The organism is Pseudomonas sp. CCI1.1 (assembly GCF_034348165.1).
Lineage (GTDB): Bacteria > Pseudomonadota > Gammaproteobacteria > Pseudomonadales > Pseudomonadaceae > Aquipseudomonas > Aquipseudomonas paracarnis.
This window is the reverse complement of the sequence record NZ_CP133780.1, coordinates 173547-194055: the sequence shown is the minus strand read 5'-3', so window position 1 is coordinate 194055 and position 20509 is coordinate 173547. Positions and strand designations below refer to the sequence as shown.

Below are 20509 nucleotides of genomic sequence, written 5' to 3'. Positions count from 1 at the left end.
GAAAAGGTCGACGCCGCATCCTGCGGATAAGGATCAATCCTTGTGAAAATGTGCTGCACCATAGCAAAAATGCAGAAACACTTTGTATCGAATTCCCTCAACGGCAGCTTATTTAATGTTGCCAGAAGCGCTGGAATTTTCGAGCGCCCAAAACAAAACCCCAACTGCTTTCGCAATTGGGGTTTCGGAATTTAATCTTGACGATGACCTACTCTCACATGGGGAAACCCCACACTACCATCGGCGATGCATCGTTTCACTGCTGAGTTCGGGATGGGATCAGGTGGTTCCAATGCTCTATGGTCGTCAAGAAATTCGGGTACTGAGTCGTGGCCAGCTGGCCTCGCTTCAGCAAATTGGGTATGTGATAGATCGTGGTGTTTTGTGAGCGTCGAACTTTCGGTTCATTGCGTCTTCACACACCGCAATCTGGTCTCTCTCGAGTTCGCAAATTGCTTGGGTGTTATATGGTCAAGCCTCACGGGCAATTAGTATTGGTTAGCTCAACGCCTCACAGCGCTTACACACCCAACCTATCAACGTCGTAGTCTTCGACGGCCCTTCAGGGAACTCAAGGTTCCAGTGAGATCTCATCTTGAGGCTAGTTTCCCGCTTAGATGCTTTCAGCGGTTATCTATTCCGAACATAGCTACCCGGCAATGCCACTGGCGTGACAACCGGAACACCAGAGGTTCGTCCACTCCGGTCCTCTCGTACTAGGAGCAGCCCCTCTCAAATCTCAAACGTCCACGGCAGATAGGGACCGAACTGTCTCACGACGTTCTAAACCCAGCTCGCGTACCACTTTAAATGGCGAACAGCCATACCCTTGGGACCGGCTTCAGCCCCAGGATGTGATGAGCCGACATCGAGGTGCCAAACACCGCCGTCGATATGAACTCTTGGGCGGTATCAGCCTGTTATCCCCGGAGTACCTTTTATCCGTTGAGCGATGGCCCTTCCATACAGAACCACCGGATCACTAAGACCTACTTTCGTACCTGCTCGACGTGTCTGTCTCGCAGTCAAGCGCGCTTTTGCCTTTATACTCTACGACCGATTTCCGACCGGTCTGAGCGCACCTTCGTACTCCTCCGTTACTCTTTAGGAGGAGACCGCCCCAGTCAAACTACCCACCATACACTGTCCTCGATCCGGATAACGGACCTGAGTTAGAACCTCAAAGTTGCCAGGGTGGTATTTCAAGGATGGCTCCACGCAGACTGGCGTCCACGCTTCAAAGCCTCCCACCTATCCTACACAAGCAAATTCAAAGTCCAGTGCAAAGCTATAGTAAAGGTTCACGGGGTCTTTCCGTCTAGCCGCGGATACACTGCATCTTCACAGCGATTTCAATTTCACTGAGTCTCGGGTGGAGACAGCGCCGCCATCGTTACGCCATTCGTGCAGGTCGGAACTTACCCGACAAGGAATTTCGCTACCTTAGGACCGTTATAGTTACGGCCGCCGTTTACCGGGGCTTCGATCAAGAGCTTCGCGTTAGCTAACCCCATCAATTAACCTTCCGGCACCGGGCAGGCGTCACACCCTATACGTCCACTTTCGTGTTTGCAGAGTGCTGTGTTTTTAATAAACAGTCGCAGCGGCCTGGTATCTTCGACCGGCATGAGCTTACGGAGCAAGTCCTTCACCCTCACCGGCGCACCTTCTCCCGAAGTTACGGTGCCATTTTGCCTAGTTCCTTCACCCGAGTTCTCTCAAGCGCCTTGGTATTCTCTACCCAACCACCTGTGTCGGTTTGGGGTACGGTTCCTGGTTACCTGAAGCTTAGAAGCTTTTCTTGGAAGCATGGCATCAACCACTTCGTTAACTAAAAGTTAACTCGTCATCAGCTCTCGGCCTTGGAATCCCGGATTTACCTAAGATTCCAGCCTACCACCTTAAACTTGGACAACCAACGCCAAGCTGGCCTAGCCTTCTCCGTCCCTCCATCGCAATAACCAGAAGTACAGGAATATTAACCTGTTTTCCATCGACTACGCTTTTCAGCCTCGCCTTAGGGACCGACTAACCCTGCGTCGATTAACGTTGCGCAGGAAACCTTGGTCTTTCGGCGTGGGTGTTTTTCACACCCATTATCGTTACTCATGTCAGCATTCGCACTTCTGATACCTCCAGCAAGCTTCTCAACTCACCTTCACAGGCTTACAGAACGCTCCTCTACCGCATCACTTACGTGATACCCGTAGCTTCGGTGTATGGTTTGAGCCCCGTTACATCTTCCGCGCAGGCCGACTCGACTAGTGAGCTATTACGCTTTCTTTAAAGGGTGGCTGCTTCTAAGCCAACCTCCTAGCTGTCTAAGCCTTCCCACATCGTTTCCCACTTAACCATAACTTTGGGACCTTAGCTGACGGTCTGGGTTGTTTCCCTTTTCACGACGGACGTTAGCACCCGCCGTGTGTCTCCCATGCTCGGCACTTGTAGGTATTCGGAGTTTGCATCGGTTTGGTAAGTCGGGATGACCCCCTAGCCGAAACAGTGCTCTACCCCCTACAGTGATACATGAGGCGCTACCTAAATAGCTTTCGAGGAGAACCAGCTATCTCCGAGCTTGATTAGCCTTTCACTCCGATCCACAGGTCATCCGCTAACTTTTCAACGGTAGTCGGTTCGGTCCTCCAGTTAGTGTTACCCAACCTTCAACCTGCCCATGGATAGATCGCCCGGTTTCGGGTCTATTCCCAGCGACTAGACGCCCTATTAAGACTCGCTTTCGCTACGCCTCCCCTATTCGGTTAAGCTCGCCACTGAAAATAAGTCGCTGACCCATTATACAAAAGGTACGCAGTCACCCAACAAAGTGGGCTCCCACTGCTTGTACGCATACGGTTTCAGGATCTATTTCACTCCCCTCTCCGGGGTTCTTTTCGCCTTTCCCTCACGGTACTAGTTCACTATCGGTCAGTCAGTAGTATTTAGCCTTGGAGGATGGTCCCCCCATATTCAGACAAAGTTTCTCGTGCTCCGTCCTACTCGATTTCATGACTAAGAGATTTTCGCGTACAGGGCTATCACCCACTATGGCCGCACTTTCCAGAGCGTTCCGCTAATCTCAAAGCCACTTAAGGGCTAGTCCCCGTTCGCTCGCCACTACTAAGGGAATCTCGGTTGATTTCTTTTCCTCAGGGTACTTAGATGTTTCAGTTCCCCTGGTTCGCCTCTTGCACCTATGTATTCAGTACAAGATAACCATCTTATGATGGCTGGGTTCCCCCATTCAGACATCTCCGGATCAAAGTCTGTTTGCCGACTCCCCGAAGCTTTTCGCAGGCTACCACGTCTTTCATCGCCTCTGACTGCCAAGGCATCCACCGTATGCGCTTCTTCACTTGACCATATAACCCCAAGCAATCTGGTTATACTGTGAAGACGACATTCGCCGAAAATTCGAATTTCTCAACTAAGAGAACTCACAAATTTTACCTTAGCCTGATCCGTTACCAGTGAAAGTAACGTTCAGTCTATCTTTCTATCACATACCCAAATTTTTAAAGAACGAACTAGTCAAAGACTAGAAATCAACATTCACCATCACAACGATGGAATGCTCATTTCTAAGCTTTATACAAACAGAAGCAGTAGTGGTGGAGCCAAACGGGATCGAACCGTTGACCTCCTGCGTGCAAGGCAGGCGCTCTCCCAGCTGAGCTATGGCCCCGTATTTCTACAGGCGTTTCCCACACAAAATTGGTGGGTCTGGGCAGATTCGAACTGCCGACCTCACCCTTATCAGGGGTGCGCTCTAACCAACTGAGCTACAGACCCAATTTCGGGCTGCTTCTTTCGTCTTCTTCAATGAATCAAGCAATTCGTGTGGGAACTTATGGAGCAGCTGATGTCGTCGATTAAGGAGGTGATCCAGCCGCAGGTTCCCCTACGGCTACCTTGTTACGACTTCACCCCAGTCATGAATCACACCGTGGTAACCGTCCTCCCGAAGGTTAGACTAGCTACTTCTGGTGCAACCCACTCCCATGGTGTGACGGGCGGTGTGTACAAGGCCCGGGAACGTATTCACCGCGACATTCTGATTCGCGATTACTAGCGATTCCGACTTCACGCAGTCGAGTTGCAGACTGCGATCCGGACTACGATCGGTTTTATGGGATTAGCTCCACCTCGCGGCTTGGCAACCCTCTGTACCGACCATTGTAGCACGTGTGTAGCCCAGGCCGTAAGGGCCATGATGACTTGACGTCATCCCCACCTTCCTCCGGTTTGTCACCGGCAGTCTCCTTAGAGTGCCCACCATAACGTGCTGGTAACTAAGGACAAGGGTTGCGCTCGTTACGGGACTTAACCCAACATCTCACGACACGAGCTGACGACAGCCATGCAGCACCTGTCTCAATGTTCCCGAAGGCACCAATCTATCTCTAGAAAGTTCATTGGATGTCAAGGCCTGGTAAGGTTCTTCGCGTTGCTTCGAATTAAACCACATGCTCCACCGCTTGTGCGGGCCCCCGTCAATTCATTTGAGTTTTAACCTTGCGGCCGTACTCCCCAGGCGGTCAACTTAATGCGTTAGCTGCGCCACTAAAAGCTCAAGGCTTCCAACGGCTAGTTGACATCGTTTACGGCGTGGACTACCAGGGTATCTAATCCTGTTTGCTCCCCACGCTTTCGCACCTCAGTGTCAGTATTAGTCCAGGTGGTCGCCTTCGCCACTGGTGTTCCTTCCTATATCTACGCATTTCACCGCTACACAGGAAATTCCACCACCCTCTACCATACTCTAGTCAGTCAGTTTTGAATGCAGTTCCCAGGTTGAGCCCGGGGATTTCACATCCAACTTAACAAACCACCTACGCGCGCTTTACGCCCAGTAATTCCGATTAACGCTTGCACCCTCTGTATTACCGCGGCTGCTGGCACAGAGTTAGCCGGTGCTTATTCTGTCGGTAACGTCAAAATTGCAGAGTATTAATCTACAACCCTTCCTCCCAACTTAAAGTGCTTTACAATCCGAAGACCTTCTTCACACACGCGGCATGGCTGGATCAGGCTTTCGCCCATTGTCCAATATTCCCCACTGCTGCCTCCCGTAGGAGTCTGGACCGTGTCTCAGTTCCAGTGTGACTGATCATCCTCTCAGACCAGTTACGGATCGTCGCCTTGGTGAGCCATTACCTCACCAACTAGCTAATCCGACCTAGGCTCATCTGATAGCGCAAGGCCCGAAGGTCCCCTGCTTTCTCCCGTAGGACGTATGCGGTATTAGCGTCCGTTTCCGAACGTTATCCCCCACTACCAGGCAGATTCCTAGGCATTACTCACCCGTCCGCCGCTCTCAAGAGAAGCAAGCTTCTCTCTACCGCTCGACTTGCATGTGTTAGGCCTGCCGCCAGCGTTCAATCTGAGCCATGATCAAACTCTTCAGTTCAAACATCTTTGGGTTTTTAAGAAACCCTAAACTTGGCTCAGCAATCGTTGGTTACATCTTTGATTTCTCGCGGAGTAACTTGTGATGCTGATAATCTTGTTGACTATCAGTCTGACTCCACAAGCACCCACACGAATTGCTTGATTCAGTTGTTAAAGAGCGGCTGGTTAAGATCTTTCGTCTCAACCGAGGCGCGCATTATACAGCAGCCTCATTTGCTGTCAAGTAGTTATTTTCAGAAGTTTTCGAAGATTTCTTCAACAACTTCAACCACTTGCGCTTGCGATCTCTCGTAAGCGGGAGGCGAATTCTACAGCGTTACACGCTGCTGTCAACACCTCTTTTTCAACTTCCTTTTGGCTTCGATGAACTGAAGCAACTTGCTGTCGAGAACTGCGTAACTCATTGTTTACCAAGGAGTTTCCGTTTCGACTGCGCCGGAAGTGGGGCGAATTATAGGCTTCCAGAATCTGCCGTCAACCCAATTATTCGGTTTTTCTATCAAAAACCTCGAAAAACCGATGCTTCCACTATATAGATAGCTACGAGTCAGCATTTGAGCAATATATTGCTCATTCATTGACAGTTAAGCATCATAGCGCCACGTATTTATCGATCATGACTTCGGAAGAACTCCCGCAATGACCACCCCTCCTCGCAGCCTGGCATCCGCATTGTTTCCGATCGGCCTGCTATTGATCGCCATGGCGTCCATCCAATCCGGTGCGTCATTGGCCAAAAGCATGTTTCCTATTGTTGGCGCACAAGGCACCACTGCTCTGCGTTTGATTTTCGCCAGTGTGATCATGCTGGTGCTATTACGCCCATGGCGCGCCACGCTGACGGCCAAGTCCTTGCGCACGGTGATCATTTACGGGATGGCGCTGGGCGGCATGAACTTCCTCTTCTATATGTCCCTTCGTACCGTACCGCTGGGGATTGCAGTAGCACTCGAATTCACAGGCCCGCTTGCCGTCGCTATCTATGCCTCGCGCAGAGCTGTCGACTTCCTGTGGATTGCCCTGGCGATCATCGGCCTGCTGCTGTTAATTCCGATGGGCGAGGCCAGTAGCGGTATCGACTGGGTCGGCGCGGCTTACGCACTGGGCGCAGGCGGATGCTGGGCCCTCTATATTTTATTCGGCCAAAAGGCTGGGAACGACAATGGTGTTCAGACCGCTGCACTCGGCGTGATGATTGCGGCCCTGTTCGTCGCACCGATCGGCATCGTGCATGCGGGCGCCGCGCTGCTGACGCCCGCCCTGATCCCTGTCGCCATTGGCGTCGCAATTCTGTCCACCGCCTTGCCCTACACCTTGGAGATGGTCGCACTGACTCGCCTTCCCGCTCGCACATTCGGCACGTTGATGAGTATCGAACCGGCGTTCGGCGCCCTCTCCGGCCTGTTCTTTCTGCATGAGCATTTATCCCTGGCCCAATGGCTGGCCATCACCTGCATTATCCTGGCTAGCGTAGGCGCGACGTTGACGATGCGCAACGAATCCAAACCACTGGTGCCTGCCGACTGATCATCTTTAAAGCCAGCTCTGGTATTTGCCGCTCATTTAGGCCATGTTTAGGCCGTAACCGAATGTCATTCATGGAGAATTTCGACACGGACAGCATGAACGCTTCGCTCGAGAGCGAGTAAAGCGGCTCTGTTCTTTTGCAGGGCGGCTATTAAGGATGGGAATGAAACGAATTTTGATACTGTTGCTGGTTGTGGGCATCGCTGGCTGTGCTGCAACCACAAAAACAGAAGTGAAACGGGGAAAAAAAGGGCTGCATATCAACTGTTCAGGCCTGTCCTCCTCCTGGGACCAGTGCTACACCAGTGCAGCCAACTCATGCGGTGCCAAGGGCTACCGGGTGATAGCCAAATCCGGCGATAACTCCGAAGAGCCTGGGGACTATCCTTTCGGCCTCAACCCAGCTGGCTATACCAGCCGCAGTATGATCGTCATCTGCAAATAGCTGCCCGAGCAGTCTTTCCTGACTGCTCATCTTAAATTCAGGCCAGTTGCGGCACGAAGGCTAAACTCCTGCTCGACCATCGAGCCAATGGAGTTCCCATGCCGCACAACAAGAAAATCGTATTAGTAGTGGGTGCCGGTGACGCGACCGGCGGCGCCATAGCCAAACGCTTTGCCCGCGAAGGCTACATCGCCTGCGTCACCCGTCGCAGCGCCGACAAACTGCAGCCCCTGGTAGACAGCATTCAGTTGGCGGGCGGTGAAGCCCATGGTTTTGCCTGTGATGCACGTAAAGAAGAGGACGTGATCGCACTGGTCGAGCAAATCGAAACCGAGCTGGGACCTATTGAAGCGTTCGTCTTCAACATCGGCGCCAATGTGCCTTGCAGCATTCTGGAAGAAACCGCACGCAAGTACTTCAAGATCTGGGAGATGGCGTGCTTCTCCGGCTTCCTGAACGCACGGGAAGTCGCCAAGCGCATGGTCACGCGTAACCGCGGAACTATCCTGTTCACCGGAGCCACCGCCGGCTTGCGCGGAAGCGCGGGGTTTGCCGCCTTCGCCGGCGCCAAGCATGGGATACGCGCCCTGGCACAAAGCATGGCGCGGGAGTTAGGCCCGATGAACATCCATGTCGCCCATGTGGTGGTGGACGGTGCCATCGATACCGACTTCATTCGCGAGAACTTCCCGCAAAAATACGCCCTCAAGGATCAGGACGCCCTCCTCAACCCTGACCATATTGCCGACAACTACTGGTTCCTGCATCGCCAGCCACGGGACGCCTGGACGTTCGAACTGGACCTGCGCCCCTGGAATGAAACCTGGTGACTCCCTCTATAACAATAAGCAGTGAGTACAGACCATGAGTAAAACCCTGGAGTTCTTCTTTGATCTCGGCAGCCCCGCCACTTACCTGGCCTATACCCAGTTGCCGGCGCTGTGCGCTAAAACCGGCGCACAGGTGGTGTATCAACCGATGCTGTTGGGCGGTGTATTCAAGGCCACGGGCAATGCCTCGCCGATCATGGTGCCCGCCAAGGGGCGCTATATGCTCGATGACCTGGCGCGTTACGCCAAACGCTACAACGTGCCGCTCAGGTTCAACCCGCACTTTCCCATCAATACCTTGGTGCTGATGCGCGCCGTCACCGGCATTCAAATCCACCAGCCTGAGCGCTTCCTCGACTTCATCGACTGCCTGTTCCGCGCACTCTGGGTGGAAGGCCGTCACCTGGGCGACCCAGAGGTCGTGGCCAATGTGCTCACCGAACAGGGGTTCGATCCCGAGCAGGTACTGGCTCTGTCCAATGATGCAGCCGTCAAGGACGCTCTCAAGGACAAAACCGAACAAGCCATTAAGCGCGGCGTGTTCGGCGCTCCCAGTTTCTTTGTAGGAAACCAGCTGTTCTTCGGCCAGGACCGCCTGGACTTTGTGCGTGAAGCCCTCAGCTAGGTGTTGATTGCAGCCGGCAATGCCTTGGCTGCAACCGATCAAATCGCCGCAGTGCGCACCTGCAACCATTCAAGCGCTGCACCATTGAGCAGCGGGCTCAAACGCTCACGCACCTGGGCGTGATACGCGTTGAACCATTCACGCTCATCCGCCGTGAGCAACGACGGCTCCAGGCAGCGGGTATCAATTGGGCACAGGGTCAGGGTTTCGAACTTGAGGAATTCGCCAAACTCGGTCTTGCCCGCTTCACGGTTCAACACCAGGTTCTCAATGCGCACGCCCCAACGGCCAGGGCGATAAGTACCCGGTTCAATTGAAGTAATCATCCCTGGCTGCATCGCCGTTTGTGGCGCCGCAGCAGCCTGATAGGCAATGACCTGCGGACCTTCATGTACGTTGAGGAAATAACCCACGCCGTGGCCTGTGCCGTGACCGTAGTCCACGCCTTCTGCCCATATCGGCGCACGGGCAATGGCATCCAGCAACGGTGAAAGAATGCCCTTGGGGAACTGCGCACGGGACAGAGCAATCACACCCTTGAGCACCCGCGTGCAATCGCGTTTCTGCTCCTCACTCGGTGTACCGATAGGCACCATCCGCGTGATGTCCGTGGTTCCGCCCAGGTATTGGCCGCCCGAGTCGATCAACAGCAAGCCATCACCTTCGATCAGCGCATGCTCTTCTTCGGTGGCGTGGTAATGCGGCATCGCGCCGTTGGCGTTGAAGGCGGCAATGGTGTTGAAACTCAGCGATACATAGCCTGGGCGGCGGGTACGTGCAGCGGTCAGGTGTTCGTCAATCGTCAGTTCGGTAATGCGCTCGCGACCCAGGGCGCTGTCGAGCCAGGCAAAGAATTCGCACAGCGCCGCACCATCCTGCTCCATGGCTTGGCGGATATGTTCCGCATCCGCCAGGCTCTTGCGGGATTTAGCCAGTGTGGTGGGGTTGAGGCCTTCAACCAGCTTGACGCCCGCGTCGAGGTTTTCCAGCAAGCCGGCGGTGACGCGGGCAGGGTCTACTTGCAAGCTTGCGCCCGCCGGTACCGCTCGCAGCGCTTGCGCCACCTCGCTGTAATCACGCAGGGTCACGCCATCCTGCTCAAGCACCGCCCGCAGTTGCGCATCGACCTTGCCCAACGCCACAAACAAAGTGGCCTGTTGCTGATTGATCAAGGCAAAGGACACAAACACCGGATTGAACGACACATCAGCGCCGCGCAGGTTGAATAGCCAGGCGATGTCGTCCAGCGTCGCGATGAAATGCCAATCGGCGCCCTTGTCTTTCAAACTGGCACGCAAGGCGGCCAGTTTCTCGCCACGACTGACGGTGGCTTGGGGCGGCAGATGCTGATAGATCGGCTGGTTCGGCAACGCTGGGCGGTCTTGCCAGACTTCATCGAGCACATCGATATCGGTACGCAGACGCGCGCCACGCTCGGCCAATTTGCCACCCAGGGTACGTGCCGAGGCCACGGCCATGACCGCACCGTCCACCGCCACCACGCCACCCTCAGGGGTTTGCTCGGCCAGCCACTCCAGCGGCCCGGGCTGACCCGGTTGCAGCTTCACCAGCTCGATACCGCTGCCCTTGAGCTCCTTGGTCGCCTGTTCCCAATAACGGCTATCCGCCCAGACCCCGGCGAACTCCGCCGTGACGATCAGAGTGCCCACCGAGCCATGAAAACCGGACAACCACTGGCGCCCTTGCCAGTAACCCGGCAAATATTCGGACAAATGCGGGTCCGCCGATGGCACCAGCAAGGCATGAATGCCTTCGCGGCGCATCAGTTCACGGGTGTGCGCCAGGCGCTGGGGAACCGCTCCATTGGTCAAAGGCTGCGTACTCATTGTGTCTCCTGCTAACCACTAATAATTGTTATGTACTGCGATGATAAATCAGACTGCCCAAAACGCTGGCGCACTCGCCAATGCGGCCTTGATCAACTGCGCGGCCTGGTCGATATCCTGTTCGGTGGTAAACCTGCCCAGGCTCAAGCGAATAGTGCGAGCGGCACTGCGAGCGTCATGCCCCAAGGCCAGAAGCACATGGGACGGCGCATTGCTGGCCGAATTGCACGCCGAAGTCGCGGAAAAGGCAATGCCTGCACTCAATGCGGCTGAATTGAATTCGCCTTCGCTGAAGGTAAGGCTCAATGTGTGTGGAATACGCTGGGTTGAGCTGCCATTAAGACGCAAGCCGGCAACCGACGCCAATTGATCCAGCAAGCGCTGGCGCAGCGCGACAATCGTGGCCTTCTCATCCTCGAAAGACGCCGCCGCCAGAGCAAACGCCGCGCCCATGCCGGCAATCTGATGAGTCGCCAGGGTGCCGGAGCGCAAACCGCCTTCGTGGCCCCCCCCGTGAATCTGCGCCAATACCTTCTGCTGCGCCCGAGGCCCGACATATAACGCGCCGATACCCTTGGGCCCATACAGCTTGTGAGCAGAGAACGACATCAAGTCCACCGGCCACCGGGCCAGGTCGATAGCCACTTTGCCTGCCCCTTGCGCCGCGTCCACATGGAACAACGCGCCGTGCTCACGTACCCGCGCGCCAATGGCCGGGATATCGTTGAGGGTGCCCAGTTCGTTGTTGACCAGCATCAGCGAGACAAGAAAGGTATCCTCGCGCAAGGCTTCGCTGACCGCTTCGACGCTGATCAAGCCGTCTGCATCCGGTACCAGGTAAGTCACTGCCACTCCGGCTTCCTGCAATTGCCGCGCGGTGTCCAGCGTGGCCTTGTGTTCGATCTGGCTGGTGATGATATGCCCACCCGCCACACCACGGGCCTGGGCCACGCCCTTGAGCGCAAGGTTGTTGGATTCCGTGGCACCGGAGGTCCAGACTATCTGCTCGGGCTCGGCCACCACCAACTCGGCTACCTGGCGACGCGCCTGTTCAACCTTCTGCCGGGCCGCTTGGCCGAATGCATGGGAACTGGACGCAGGGTTGCCGAAGTGGGCGTTGAAACCCAGACACTCGACCATCACCTGGATAACTCGCTCATCCACCGGCGTGGTGGCGGCGTAGTCGAAATACAGCGGACGTTTATTCATGAGGTTAAAACTCGCAGAGCGTATTCCCAAGAACAGCGTCTCGGGGGGCATCGACCAGAACAGAGGTCGTCAGGTTTAACCGATCGAATGCCATTAAAGAAGGTAACTTTATTTAAATGTGCGTAGGAACGCTCCTGGAATTGAGCTTAACAGGCTGAAGTAGCCCCATGGCAAACAAAAAGCCCGAGGTTCCTTGTGGGAAACCTCGGGCTTTTTGCTGCATGAAGCGCGCTCAACTGGGCCGACCATGCAAAACCACGCTGCGCTCGGCGTTCATTTCACCCTGGTGATCAAAGCCGAAGGGCTTTGGCTGGCCAAGCAACGCGGCGCGTTGGCGTTGATAGTCGTCAAACGACAAGCCGCGACGGCCCAGGGCCTCCAAAGCCAACTGCTTGGTTTCCTCGGCCGTATAAGGGCGCATTTCCGGGGATGGCTGGGTCGCACACCCCGCAAGGACAGAGGTGACAAGTAAAAGGGAAACAGCGAGGAAACGGTTCATGGCGATGGCCCTGCGAAGATGGTTTCGAGTCAATGAACACAGGCTACTCCCGCCCCTTCTCGCTGAAAAATCATCGTCCGTGATAGTCGCTATCACGCGTATCGGCGTCCACAGGGGGAACGCCTTTATATTCATTTAAGTTCTATAAATATAGAAACACCTTCATTTACGAATTAAGACGATACCTCTATAAAGACCTTGCGCGCAGCCCACTGTCCACCCGGCAACAGCCCTTCAACAAAGCTTGAATTCCCATGAGAGGTCACCATGCAGCTGTTCACCCTGCCGCCCTCGCCTGCCCTCGCGACCTCGATCCGCGCCACAGCCCAGGTCTTCGAAGACCCAAAGTCCCAGGCCCTGCTCGACCATATCCAGCAAGTGGCCCCCAGCGAGGCCAGCGTGCTGATCATCGGCGAAACCGGCACCGGCAAAGAGCTTGTTGCGCGGCATATCCACCACCTCAGTACGCGGCGAAATCGGCCCTTCGTGGCAGTGAACTGCGGGGCTTTTTCGCAAGCACTAGTGGAAGCCGAGTTGTTCGGCCATGAGAAAGGCGCCTTTACCGGTGCCCTCAGCGCCAAGGCCGGCTGGTTCGAAGAGGCTGACGGCGGCACCTTGTTTCTGGATGAGATCGGCGATTTGCCGATGGCCATCCAGGTCAAACTGCTGCGGGTGCTACAGGAGCGTGAGGTGGTGCGCCTGGGTTCGCGCAAAAGCATTGCAATCGATGTGCGAGTCCTGGCCGCCACCAATGTACAACTGGAACAGGCCATCAACGCCGGGCATTTCCGTGAAGACCTCTACTACCGCCTCAATGTAGTCAGCCTGGAACTGAGCCCGCTGCGCGAACGTACCGGCGATATCCTGCCGCTGACCCGGCACTTCATCCAAACCTACAGCCAGCGCCTGGGCTACGGTCCGATCAGCGTGAGCCACGAGGCCGAGCACAAGCTCAAGCGCTACAGCTGGCCGGGTAATATCCGTGAGCTGGAAAACGTGATTCATCACACCCTGCTGGTCTGCCGCAACGCTGTGATCGAACCCGACGACCTGCGCCTGTCGAACCTGCGCATCGAACGCCAGAACGACAGCGACACCGATACCTGTGCAGAAGCCCTGCTGGCGCGGGCGTTTCAAAGGCTCTTCGAGGAACAGTCCGGCGCCCTGCATGAAAAGGTCGAGGACGCCTTATTGCGCGCTGCTTATCACTTCAGCCACTACAACCAAGTACACACCGCCACCTTGCTGGGACTGAGCCGCAACATCGCTCGCGCTCGCCTGATCAAGATCGGCGAACTGGCGGTCAACAAGCGCAGGCCCGGGAAAAATGCGCAAGGCGAACGGATGCTGCACCTATCCATTTAGTCGGCAGTGCAAGGCATCGTCCTGACTGCGCTCAAAACTGCGCAGTACCTGGAATGCGCCAAAGGTCACGGCCGTGGCCCGGTGGGCGCGGATCAGCGTCCAGAAATCTTCGCCGCCCTGCTCAAAACATTTGAAGGCCGCCTCACCCTCTTCCCGCGATTGCCATTGCAAGTAATTGAGCACCCTGCGTCCGTCATCGCTGACCTGTACGCTGGCACTCAAGAAGCCGCCATGGCGCACGGCCAGACGCTCGCTCTGGGTGGTCAAGGCGGCCACCAGGGCGGATTGCTGACGGGGTTCGATGTGAAATTCGATCAGCTGAGTGAAGCTGCGACTCTTCTCTGATACCTGCATGAAAACCCCCTCTCTCTGTAGGAAGAATCTTGCGATTCGATGCCACGCAGGGTAAAACCTCTAGTTAAGTCGAGGTCAAGCACTGTTTGGGAGCCTTACATGCTCAGCAACGAACTCAGCGTCGGTCAGTTGGCCGCTCGCAGCGGCGTGGCGGTCACCGCGCTGCACTTCTACGAATCCAAAGGGCTGATCAAGAGCAATCGCAATGCCGGCAATCAACGACGATATCCACGGGATGTACTGCGCCGGGTGGTGCTGATCAAAATCGCCCAACGTCTGGGCATTCCGCTGGCGACCATTGGCGAGGCCTTGCGGGCCCTGCCCGATGGGCGCACACCGAACGCTCACGACTGGGAACGGCTGTCGGCGTTGTGGCGTGAAGATCTGGATGAGCGCATCAACAAACTGATGCTGCTGCGCGACAAGCTCAATGGTTGCATCGGGTGCGGGTGCCTGTCGATGGAGGCGTGCCCGCTGCGCAATCACGATGACCAGCTGGGTGAGCGTGGCCCTGGTGCGCAGTTGCTGGAGCCCACGCCTGATGCTGATCGGTAAAGCCAGTTGCGCAATGCAACGTGACCTATAGTGAAAAGGCTGTAACCCCATAACCACAATCAAAGGAGAACGTTATGAGCGTTAAACCTATTCCCGAGGGTTATCACGGCATTACCCCCTATCTGGGCATCAACGAGGCCGCAAAGGCGATCGAGTTCTACAAGAAGGCCTTTGGCGCCTCAGTGTTCATGCGCCTGGACATGCCCGACGGCAGGGTCGGCCATGCGGAGCTGCGTATTGGCGAAGCGGTGATCATGCTGGGCACGCCCTGCGATGAAACGGCCCTGCGCAATCCGGACGCGCATCCCAGTGTCGGTTTGCACCTGTATGTGAATGATGTGGACGCACAATTCAAACAAGCGGTTGATGCCGGCGCCAGCGCAGTGTCCGAGCCGCAGGATCAGTTCTATGGGGATCGCTCGGCGAGTGTGACGGATCCGTTCGGGCACCTGTGGTTCCTGGCCACCCATAAGGAGGACCTGACCGAGGAGCAAATCCGCCAGCGTGCCATGGAGATGTTCAAGCAACATTAACCCTGTGGGCGTGAGCTTGCTCGCGCCTGCAACACGCCACGCCTTGCCCCAGGTTCCAACCGGCCTGCTCCGGCAAAGTAAAGGCCTGCGTGGCGTTGGAACACTTCAAGGGTTTGTCGATCTGACACCCCGGTAGGCATTGCGCCCCAGCCATATCGTCATGACCAACAAGGCGGTCAATGGCAGTCCATGGAACAACACGATCACCTGGGCCGGCGTCCACGTCACATAGAACGGCCCGACCACCAGCATGCCCACGCCAAAACCGGCCATCTGGATCAGGGTCAAGAGGCTGAACAGCGGCAAGCGCAAGCTATCGGGCTCGCTTTGCGCACGGGAGATCAACGCCACCTCGGACAATCCATCGCCCAGCCCCGCCCACACCACCAGCAACAGCGCCAGCCACAGTTCGGTCTGCTGGAATGTCAGGATAAAGCCGCTGGACATCAACGCCACACCGAGCATGAACAAGCGCTCCATGCCTTGGGTGCCACGACCTTTCAACACTGCACTGGCGATGCGCGCGCCAACAAACTTGCCACAGGCCCACACGGCCAGCAGATAGCCCATGACCGTTTTGGCCGTGTCCGGTGAAATGTACTGCGACAGCACTGGCCAACCGACGTTATGGGCCGCGCTGCCGAGGGTGTCTAACATGCTGATCAGCAACATCGCAGCCAGCACCGGCGCACCGCGCAACCCCTTGGTCAGCTCATGCCATTCGGCGGCGAGTCCGCGATGCGCGGCAACAGCAACGCTAAACAACGCGCGCAAGGGCAAGACCAGGCAAGCGGCAATCACATAGGTGCCGATGTTGACCGCAAACACCGCTTCAAATCCGCCCGTGGCGATCAGCAAGCCGGAGAGCAAACTGCCGAAGACCGCGCCGGTGGCGGCCGCCGAGGTGATCCATGCGTTGGTATTCACCCGCTGCTCAAGCGCGACCCAAGTGGGCAACTGACTGTTGAGGCCAATGGCAAACAGCGAATTGCACAGGCCGATACCGAAGGCGATAAAGGGAAGAAGGGTAAGTTGATGGGCCGGTAACAACACCAGCAGCGGCATCAGCAACAGCGCCCGGGCCAGGTCCAACCCCGCCAACGTCCCACGCCCGGCAAACCGCCGGAAAAACGGAATGCCAAACAGGCTCGCGACAATCCCGCCGGTGACCCGGCACGCCAGGAAGATGCTGACAAACACCACGCTCTGGCTGAGCCAGTACACATAAGTGGACAACGCCACCATGTTAAGGAATGCGCCAAAATCCGACACACCGCGGGCAAAGATGATCAGGCGAGCGTTGCGGGTCGACAGATTCAGTTGTTGATCGTGACTCATGCAGGCTGTGCCCCCTCGACACTGCGCAGGCTTACCAAGAGCACATCGCGCCAGGCCGGTTCCGTCTCTACCCGCGGTCGCACCTCCCCGGCCCGATGGTAGAACCCACGGTCGTTGATCACGATAGTCTCCAGAAATTTCTCCATCGGCAGTTTCAGTAGCCGGCTGTGCTCCGTTTCGTCGGCAAACACCTCCGACACCACCGGCACCGTGTTGCATTCGCCAATAAAGTGCATGAACACCCAATCCAGGCCGTCCTGGTGAATCCCCGATGTGGTCGGGCTGCTCGATGACACGTCCGCCCGCACCCGGAACTGATGGATATCGATCGTATAGGTCTGTTCGCCCAGGTGCGGGGCAATCACCGCGAGGTCCGTCGCCAGCAGCTTGTGCATGAGGGGATGCTCGATAAAGCCCTCCTCGCTATAGCTCAGGTGATTCACGCCCTGGCGATAGTTCACCGCGTAGGTGACCGGCGATTTGAACGCCGTATTCCTGTCGATCTGCAATTGCCGTGACGGTAACAGACGATAGCGCAAGATGCGCCGTTCGCGGTGGGTGTAAGTCCTGAACGCCTCGTCGCGCACCAGGTTATCCCAATACGCGCGAAAGCTTTGTTCCTCACCGGGTTCAACGTTGACCAGTTCGCGAAAGTCCGGGCGATGACAGAAGTGATGTTCGCGCAAAAGCGCCGAGATCTGAGGGATGTCCATATCGCTATCCTGCAACCGGTGGATCGATGAGGATGCGCAGATGTTGCTGCAACGCATCGTGCAAGGCATGGGCGTCGGCGGCATTGCCAACCTGGGCCCAGCATTTGAGCAAATAATGCTCCTCGATATCCGCGTCAATGTAGTGGCCGGGGTCCTGCGGGGCGTATTCCAGCACCGAGCGGTGTTGGTCGAGGAACTGCAGGCCGTCAATGCCCCTGAAAAGGCCACTGTGCTGCGGATAAATCGCCAGCATCGCGTAGTGTTGCCCCGCATCGGCAACCTTATGTGCGCCAGCCTCCAACTGTGCATTGATGCCCTTCTCGCCCAACAACAATCCCATGTACAGCTGATAAGGATCGATACCGGCCAGGTCGCGGAACGCCGAGTTCACATACAGTCCGCCCAGACGCGGGTTGATCTCGATGGCCACCGGCCCTGCGTCCGTCATGCGAAACTCGAAATGCACCACAGCGTTGGTCAGGCCCACCGCGTGCAGGCAGTCCACCGCGTACTGGCGGATCTGCTCGCACTGGGCCTGGCTGAACGACGTCGGCGGGGAAATCAGCAGGTTCTCCAGGACCGTGCCGCTGCGCTCGGTCAGCAGCAGTTTTTCATTGATCAGCAGCGGATGGACACGCTCGCCGACAATCACACATTCCACACTGCCTTCGATGCCTGGAATATAACCTTCCAGCAGAATGCTGTGGCCTGGCAAGTATTCACGCCGCAGCCCATCCTCAAGCGGCAGGGCGTGCGCACAGCCGTAGAAGTCCGCATAAGCGGCGGCGCCATGATCACTTACGAAATGCCAATAGTGGCTGCGTAGCTCCTCCCAGCTCGAGCATTTTTTGATAAACGCCGAAGCCCCGCCAAAGGGCGGTTTGGCGATCAGTGGATAACCCACGCGCTCGGCGCCTTGCTGGAGTTCCTGTTCGTTGTTGCACAGCACGAACGGTACCGAACGCAATTGATGCTGTTTCAACACGCGGCGCATCAAGAACTTGTTATTGCACGCGGCAATCGCCTCCGGGTGGCTGTAGACCAAGCCCAACCGCTGACACGCCTGCGCGACGATACAGCCCACCTCCCCTTGTGCGGACGGGTGCCCGGCCTGGCAGAAAATCCCACGCACCTGATAACGCCCGTCCAACTGTCCGACCAACTCCAAGACAGACTGCTCACTGAGCGTTTCGAGCAGGAACACTTCGTCACTGTCGTCCCTGAGACGTTGCAGGTGCTTGCGCCCCGCCACGGCGGCCGTCAAACACGCCAAACCGTGGGCGCGGGCCACCGTGAAATGCGGTTCCCGGTAGCGGTAGCGAGCGCAAGCACTGTCATCTACATCAATAAACAGAATCGCATCCTGTTTCATACCGCATCCTGCCAACTGCACCATTGGCCCTCCCAGTTGCGAAAACGGTAAGTCCGCTGCCCATCGCGGACTTCAAAATGCGGTAAGTCTTCAGGCTTTTCAAAGTCCAACAATGGCACGGTGAACTTGCCTTGTGCATGCGGCAGTACATACTCGGGCAGGGCAATATTCGATACACGGCGTTTGAGCCGATCCATGATGGCGATGGCTTGGCTGATCGACGCCTTATATTCTGAAGCACCGGGTGAAAACGGCATGAAGTGATATAAGTAATATGGCTTTACGCCCAAACGATAAAGATCAATGAATAATTTATGCAACGTCGCTTCATCATCATTCACGCCACGCAACAGCGGCATGTTAGAGAATACAATCGGGACCACACCCTGAATCCGTTTAACCGCGACGGCAAAATCAGCACTGAGCTCAAGCGGTTGGCAGACATGCACACCAAATGCATTGACCTTGTACTTCTCCAGCATCGCCACCAACTCATCGGTCACGCGAAACGGGTTGAAACTCAAGGCCCGCGAATGAATGCGTATCAGCAGATCATCACGAATGCCGCGCAATGCGGCCAGCATCTCCTCAAGCTTGCGGTCGGCCAGCATCAGTGGGTCACCGCCGCTGAGAATCACCTCTTCAATCGCTGGATTACCGCGGATGTACTCCACCGAATCCTTGAACGAGTCAGTGTTGGCGTTAGCTTTGTCGGTGCCCACCTGCAGCGTGCGCAGCGCCTCGAAACAGAACTGGCAATAGGCATTGCACGTGTTGGTGGTGCGCAGGATCACGCGGTTGTCGTACTTGTGCTGGCAGATGGGCGTCTTCATCTCATGATTGAGTTCCCAGTTTTCGGAACTGCCGTCGTAGTCGCCCTGCACCTGTTCGCTCCAATACGGTACTACCTGGCGCCACAGGGGGTGGTCCATCACCTCTGCGCTGGTGAGTGAACGCTTGATTAAATCAATGTAATAAGGCGTGATCTGCATCTTGCGATCTTGCAAGTTGTGCTCGATATGCGCCGTTGTGGCCTCGTCCCATCCACCGCAGGCATTGCGCAGTGCAGGTTCATCGCGGATGGCATTCTTCTGCTGCCAACGCCAGTCTTGCCATTGAACTGAACGATGCATGGCTTGATCAAAAATCGACATGAGTTTGAACTCTCTGTTAAGGCATAGGGACGCGTACTTTTCCAGCACAGGAAAAGTATGATTCGCAGCAATGACAATCGACGGGCAGGCGACAGACCACAATCAAGTAACTAACTTGATCACCGGCACCAGAGAGATATAACGGTTCACCACGTGATGGCGCGAATAAACGACTAGCACGGTCATGCGATTAACTTCCTTTTTATACTATTGCGACTTCCAAGTCCGCACTCACTAAAGCCGATGCCCGCCAATGTGTCAATACAATAACCTTGTCATTCCTCTGGAATTAACCTGCACCCGCGCCAACACCCCGTAATGACAAGGGGCGCTTTCGTTCAAGCCCAGCTATTTGAAAAACAAATAATACTGAAAGCAACACGCTCAGTGAGTATAGAGAGCGTTACTTCTACTTATATAACTACGTAGCCGCACTTCAGCTGAGCCAGGGGTTGGCCGCGAGGAAGTGGCGCTCAGATGCGTGGCTGCTGACGACATCACACAGCGGCATGATCACGTCCTTGGAGGTCTGCCCCGGCCTAACGCAAGCCGCTGAACGCCTGCGGGCTGGCGTACTGCGTGTTCGATCAGCGCATAAATGCGGCCTGAATGTGAACCTGAAACATTTTCTTTCATATCCACCTTAGGGATTTCTCATGCTCATCCGTCTTAACTTAGATACAGCCTGTCGCGTCAGCAAAAGCTACGACTGGCCTTTTCCGGGCCTCTATTGC

15 protein-coding genes, 2 tRNA genes and 3 rRNA genes are annotated in these 20509 nt (G+C 56.0%); 7 read left to right on the top strand and 13 right to left on the bottom strand.

Annotated elements, in window-relative coordinates:
- Positions 1 to 195 precede the first annotated feature (195 nt).
- From rrf to RHM69_RS00910, 5 genes are all read right to left on the bottom strand, one after another.
- Positions 196 to 311, bottom strand: a 5S ribosomal RNA gene (rrf, locus tag RHM69_RS00930).
- 156 nt (positions 312 to 467) lie between these two features.
- Positions 468 to 3359 (bottom strand): 23S ribosomal RNA (locus RHM69_RS00925).
- A gap of 247 nt (positions 3360 to 3606) precedes the next feature.
- Positions 3607 to 3682, bottom strand: a tRNA-Ala gene (locus RHM69_RS00920).
- A gap of 30 nt (positions 3683 to 3712) precedes the next feature.
- Positions 3713 to 3789, bottom strand: a tRNA-Ile gene (locus RHM69_RS00915).
- Positions 3790 to 3870: 81 nt separating this feature from the next.
- A 16S ribosomal RNA gene (locus RHM69_RS00910) occupies positions 3871 to 5407 on the bottom strand.
- Together the 16S, 23S and 5S rRNA genes with 2 tRNA genes alongside form the textbook arrangement of a ribosomal RNA operon.
- 641 nt (positions 5408 to 6048) lie before the next feature.
- Here RHM69_RS00910 and rhtA point away from each other — a divergent pair.
- The 4 genes from rhtA (at position 6049) to RHM69_RS00890 (ending at position 8836) form a co-directional block, all read left to right on the top strand.
- A complete protein-coding gene (rhtA, locus tag RHM69_RS00905) occupies positions 6049 to 6936 on the top strand; it encodes a threonine/homoserine exporter RhtA (RefSeq protein WP_014717824.1) in 888 nt (295 codons plus the stop codon).
- A gap of 163 nt (positions 6937 to 7099) precedes the next feature.
- Positions 7100 to 7381, top strand: a complete 282-nt coding sequence (locus tag RHM69_RS00900; RefSeq protein WP_003190182.1) for a hypothetical protein — start codon at positions 7100 to 7102, stop codon at positions 7379 to 7381.
- Positions 7382 to 7479: 98 nt separating this feature from the next.
- Positions 7480 to 8211, top strand: a complete 732-nt coding sequence (locus RHM69_RS00895) for an SDR family oxidoreductase (RefSeq protein WP_014717823.1) — start codon at positions 7480 to 7482, stop codon at positions 8209 to 8211.
- Between the two features lie 34 nt (positions 8212 to 8245).
- On the top strand, positions 8246 to 8836 hold the full coding sequence (locus RHM69_RS00890; RefSeq protein ID WP_032901924.1) for a 2-hydroxychromene-2-carboxylate isomerase: 591 nt from the start codon (positions 8246 to 8248) through the stop codon (positions 8834 to 8836).
- A 38-nt stretch (positions 8837 to 8874) separates the two neighbouring features.
- Here the strand turns inward: RHM69_RS00890 and RHM69_RS00885 are convergent, their stop codons facing one another.
- The 3 genes from RHM69_RS00885 to RHM69_RS00875 all read right to left on the bottom strand — a co-directional run bounded on the left by RHM69_RS00885 (position 8875) and on the right by RHM69_RS00875 (position 12391).
- Positions 8875 to 10683: an aminopeptidase P family protein gene (locus RHM69_RS00885; protein WP_106111808.1), complete on the bottom strand. Its 1809-nt coding sequence runs from the start codon at positions 10681 to 10683 to the stop codon at positions 8875 to 8877.
- Between the two features lie 48 nt (positions 10684 to 10731).
- Positions 10732 to 11892 (bottom strand): cysteine desulfurase family protein, encoded by a 1161-nt coding sequence (locus tag RHM69_RS00880; RefSeq protein ID WP_014717820.1) that lies wholly within the window; start codon positions 11890 to 11892, stop codon positions 10732 to 10734.
- 232 nt (positions 11893 to 12124) lie between these two features.
- Positions 12125 to 12391 (bottom strand): lipoprotein, encoded by a 267-nt coding sequence (locus tag RHM69_RS00875; protein ID WP_032904559.1) that lies wholly within the window; start codon positions 12389 to 12391, stop codon positions 12125 to 12127.
- 267 nt (positions 12392 to 12658) lie between these two features.
- Here RHM69_RS00875 and RHM69_RS00870 point away from each other — a divergent pair, with 267 nt between their 5' ends.
- On the top strand, positions 12659 to 13756 hold the full coding sequence (locus tag RHM69_RS00870; protein ID WP_060766808.1) for a sigma-54 interaction domain-containing protein: 1098 nt from the start codon (positions 12659 to 12661) through the stop codon (positions 13754 to 13756).
- Here the strand turns inward: RHM69_RS00870 and RHM69_RS00865 are convergent.
- Positions 13745 to 14110, bottom strand: a complete 366-nt coding sequence (locus RHM69_RS00865; RefSeq protein ID WP_019817256.1) for an antibiotic biosynthesis monooxygenase — start codon at positions 14108 to 14110, stop codon at positions 13745 to 13747. The two genes, RHM69_RS00870 and RHM69_RS00865, sit on opposite strands and share 12 nt — an antisense overlap.
- A 99-nt stretch (positions 14111 to 14209) precedes the next feature.
- Here RHM69_RS00865 and soxR point away from each other — a divergent pair, with 99 nt between their 5' ends.
- On the top strand, positions 14210 to 14665 hold the full coding sequence (gene soxR, locus RHM69_RS00860) for a redox-sensitive transcriptional activator SoxR (protein WP_014717816.1): 456 nt from the start codon (positions 14210 to 14212) through the stop codon (positions 14663 to 14665).
- A 74-nt stretch (positions 14666 to 14739) separates the two neighbouring features.
- Positions 14740 to 15198, top strand: a complete 459-nt coding sequence (locus RHM69_RS00855) for a VOC family protein (protein WP_014717815.1) — start codon at positions 14740 to 14742, stop codon at positions 15196 to 15198.
- A gap of 105 nt (positions 15199 to 15303) precedes the next feature.
- Here RHM69_RS00855 and RHM69_RS00850 read toward each other — a convergent pair whose 3' ends face one another.
- Genes RHM69_RS00850 through RHM69_RS00835 form a run of 4 tightly spaced genes read right to left on the bottom strand, consistent with a single transcriptional unit; the run spans position 15304 to position 19775 of the window.
- The gene (locus tag RHM69_RS00850; RefSeq protein WP_014717814.1) at positions 15304 to 16536 is read right to left on the bottom strand and encodes an MFS transporter; all 1233 of its coding nucleotides are present in this window, start codon (positions 16534 to 16536) and stop codon (positions 15304 to 15306) included.
- Positions 16533 to 17249 (bottom strand): 2OG-Fe dioxygenase family protein, encoded by a 717-nt coding sequence (locus tag RHM69_RS00845; RefSeq protein WP_019817257.1) that lies wholly within the window; start codon positions 17247 to 17249, stop codon positions 16533 to 16535. Before RHM69_RS00845 ends, RHM69_RS00850 begins: the two co-directional genes overlap by 4 nt.
- A gap of 4 nt (positions 17250 to 17253) precedes the next feature.
- Positions 17254 to 18621, bottom strand: coding sequence for an ATP-grasp domain-containing protein (locus RHM69_RS00840; protein ID WP_106111807.1), 1368 nt, complete (start codon positions 18619 to 18621; stop codon positions 17254 to 17256).
- Positions 18618 to 19775: a KamA family radical SAM protein gene (locus tag RHM69_RS00835; RefSeq protein ID WP_322255457.1), complete on the bottom strand. Its 1158-nt coding sequence runs from the start codon at positions 19773 to 19775 to the stop codon at positions 18618 to 18620. The genes RHM69_RS00840 and RHM69_RS00835 overlap by 4 nt, the downstream gene beginning before the upstream one ends.
- Positions 19776 to 20509 lie beyond the last annotated feature (734 nt).